General features: G+C 71.0%; 3 protein-coding genes. 1 reads left to right on the top strand and 2 read right to left on the bottom strand.

Annotated features, from left to right (window positions below):
* Nucleotides 1–326: 326 nt before the first annotated feature.
* Complete coding sequence (locus tag Ae505Ps2_RS30025; RefSeq protein ID WP_075554445.1) at nt 327–1,490, bottom strand: hypothetical protein; 1,164 nt, start codon at nt 1,488–1,490, stop codon at nt 327–329.
* A 1-nt stretch (nt 1,491) separates the two neighbouring features.
* Nucleotides 1,492–1,896, bottom strand: coding sequence for a hypothetical protein (locus Ae505Ps2_RS30020; protein ID WP_075554438.1), 405 nt, complete (start codon nt 1,894–1,896; stop codon nt 1,492–1,494).
* 130 nt (nt 1,897–2,026) lie between these two features.
* Between Ae505Ps2_RS30020 and Ae505Ps2_RS30015 the strand changes: the two genes are divergently transcribed.
* Nucleotides 2,027–2,296 carry a hypothetical protein gene (locus Ae505Ps2_RS30015; protein ID WP_075313538.1) on the top strand — a complete coding sequence of 90 codons (270 nt, stop codon included), beginning with the start codon at nt 2,027–2,029 and terminating at the stop codon, nt 2,294–2,296.
* The last annotated feature ends 121 nt before the right edge of the window (nt 2,297–2,417 follow it).

The following is a 2,417-nucleotide window of genomic DNA, read 5'->3' as shown; positions in this document are numbered from 1 at the left end:
TCGCGCGGCCCGGCCCCGGGCGCAGCAGGAGCCAGGGCAGCACCGCGCAGAGCCCTGAGAGCGCCAGAGACGGCCTCTCGGGCCTCGTGGGTGTGTCGGCGTGGTGCACCGTCTCCGGGGAGCGTCACGGCCTTCGTGGAGCCGACTCGACCCAGCACGGGGAGAGGGCTTACGGTGTGGGGAGCATGCGCCGCAGCCATCGAGCCGCCCTTTCTCTCTTTGGGGCCGCTCGTGGTGCCAATTCGGAGGGTTCGATCTCCGGGTCTGGCAGCGGCGCATCGCCATATGCAGTGAAGGTGTGAATCTTCGCGCCCTGAATCTTGGCCCTAGGCCGCGAGCGCGGTGACACCAGGTCCCTCCGGCGGGCACGCCGACCGGATCGCGGCGACGTAGTCGGGGTATCCGTGCAGGTAGGGGGCACGGAACCGGGTCAGCTCCTCACCGGGGGCCGACAGCAGCGCGACACCGGGGCGAGCAGTGGTGTGCCGGTCGGCCACCTCGGCCGGGGCGCCGGGGTGCAACAGCTCGACGCTGGCACGGTTGTCGGTGCGGAAGCTGATCCGCAGCGAGCACATGGCGCGCTCGAACGCCCCGACGATCACGGCCTCAGCGCGCTGCACGATCAGCACCAGCCGGTAACCGGCCTTCGCGCCCTCGGCGAGCAGACGCCCGACCAGCGACCGGATGCGCTTGCCGATCGGGTCCTTGGTCGTCGACGCGGCGTCGGCGACCCGGTAGAGCGCGGCCAGCTCCTCAAGGACGACGACTCGCAGCGGCTGGTCGGTGGTGATCGCGACGGTGTCGCGGTCGGCGGGCATCGCGGCGATGCGCGCGGCCATGTCGGCGACGAGCGCCTGGAGCAGGGCCTCGTGGGCGCCGGGGTCGTCGACACCGGAGACCTGCAGAGCAGCGTGTCGAGTCCCGGCGAACGGACGCCACAGCAGCCCGGTCGGGTCCGACCCGCAGATCATGACCAACGGGTCAGCGGCGAGCTGAGCCAGCAGCCCGTAGGTCCAGACGCTCTTCCCAGAGCGGGTGACGCCCTGCACGATCGTGTGCGCGACATCGTCGGCCCAGGACTGCACGAGGTCCCGGGCCGTCTCGTCCACCCCGAGCGCGATCCGGCCCGGAGCGGCGGGTAGGACCAGGCTCACGGTGCCCTCGAGCGGGTCGACGCCGAGCAGCTCGACCCGGGCATGGATCTGCCCCAGCGGGGAGATGCACAGCGCGGCCGCGCCCAGGTGCGGGGCGATGCGCAGCGCCACCCGGCGCAGATCGGCAACCAGCTGACCAGGCAGGAGCTTGATCGTCAGCACCGTCGGCGGGCCCAGGACGATGTCGACCAGCTGCGGCACGACAACCGTCGCGCCGGAGACGGTGTCGACCCGGCAGCACAGCCCGGCGCCCTCGCACGCCTGCCGCCACGACCACCACAGGCCATCGGCCTCACGCTCATCGACCGCCCGATCCCTCCTCGCCCAGAGGCCCATGTCAGGCCGCCTCGCCCTCAGGCTTACGACCACGCCCGACCTGCCCACGAATACCGTCCGCCGACCAGCGCGGCGGGGTGAGCTGACCGGTCTTGCGCTGCACATAGCCGGGAGTCATCACCAGGCCGTCGAAGTGCAGCGGCTGACCGAGCGAGCCCACCGCCGGGCGGTCGTGGGAGGCGATCAGGATCTCGACGACAGCGCTCTTGTCCCGCTCGTCGTCCTGGTCGGCCGGGGTCAGGGCCTCGACCCGCCACAGGCCGCGGCCGTGCTCGTCGGTGTCCTGGCGGCCCTGCGGGTCCGGGCGGCGCGAGCCGTCAGACAACTCGACCCACTTCGCCACCGGCGTCACAGTGCCGGTGCTGATCAGGGTCACGCGGTCGGTGTCGATCGGATAGCTACGCACGTCCTCCGCCTCTCGTCGCCATTCTTGCCCACCATTAGCACAAGACTAGCACGACTTGCGTCCCACTCATAGGACACGGAGATGCGAGACAATGCCTAGCATGAGACACCAAGAGCGAGAGGACCCTGTCATGACCAGCGCCCAGCGGGAGGCCCTAGACGAGCTCATCCCTCCCTCTCAGCAGACCGGCGACCTCCGCGCCGACCTCATCACCGCCGCCCAGGAGACGTGGCGCCGGCGCGGCCGAAATTCGATGCTCGGCGGACTCGTCCTGCACGCCCTCTACGAGGACGCCCAGTCCTGGCGCACCGTCGAGTACCTGACCGGCATCCCTCGGATGACCGCTCGGCGGTGGGCCACGCCCCCACAAAAAGCAGAGCCCGACGCCCAGGACCAATGACACCCGCCGGTCCACTGCACGCCTCCGGCGGCCACTGCGTGGTGCACCTCCGCTCCCGCAGCAGCCGAGAAAGGCGTGCGGTTTTCAGGGGTGGCGGGTGGCGTGAGGCTCCGGGTGGGGC

Origin of the sequence: Pseudonocardia sp. Ae505_Ps2 (genome assembly GCF_001932425.1) — a bacterium.
Classification (GTDB): Bacteria; Actinomycetota; Actinomycetes; order Mycobacteriales; family Pseudonocardiaceae; genus Pseudonocardia.
The sequence above is the reverse complement of the archived record's forward strand: the minus strand, read 5'-3'. Positions and strand labels throughout refer to the sequence as shown.

Excerpts from the sequence above, each read along its gene's own strand:
- Ae505Ps2_RS30025 (WP_075554445.1), bottom strand. The coding sequence starts at position 1,490 with ATGGGCCTCTGGGCGAGGAGGGATCGGGCGGTCGATGAGCGTGAGGCC.
- Ae505Ps2_RS30015 (WP_075313538.1), top strand. The coding sequence starts at position 2,027 with ATGACCAGCGCCCAGCGGGAGGCCCTAGACGAGCTCATCCCTCCCTCT.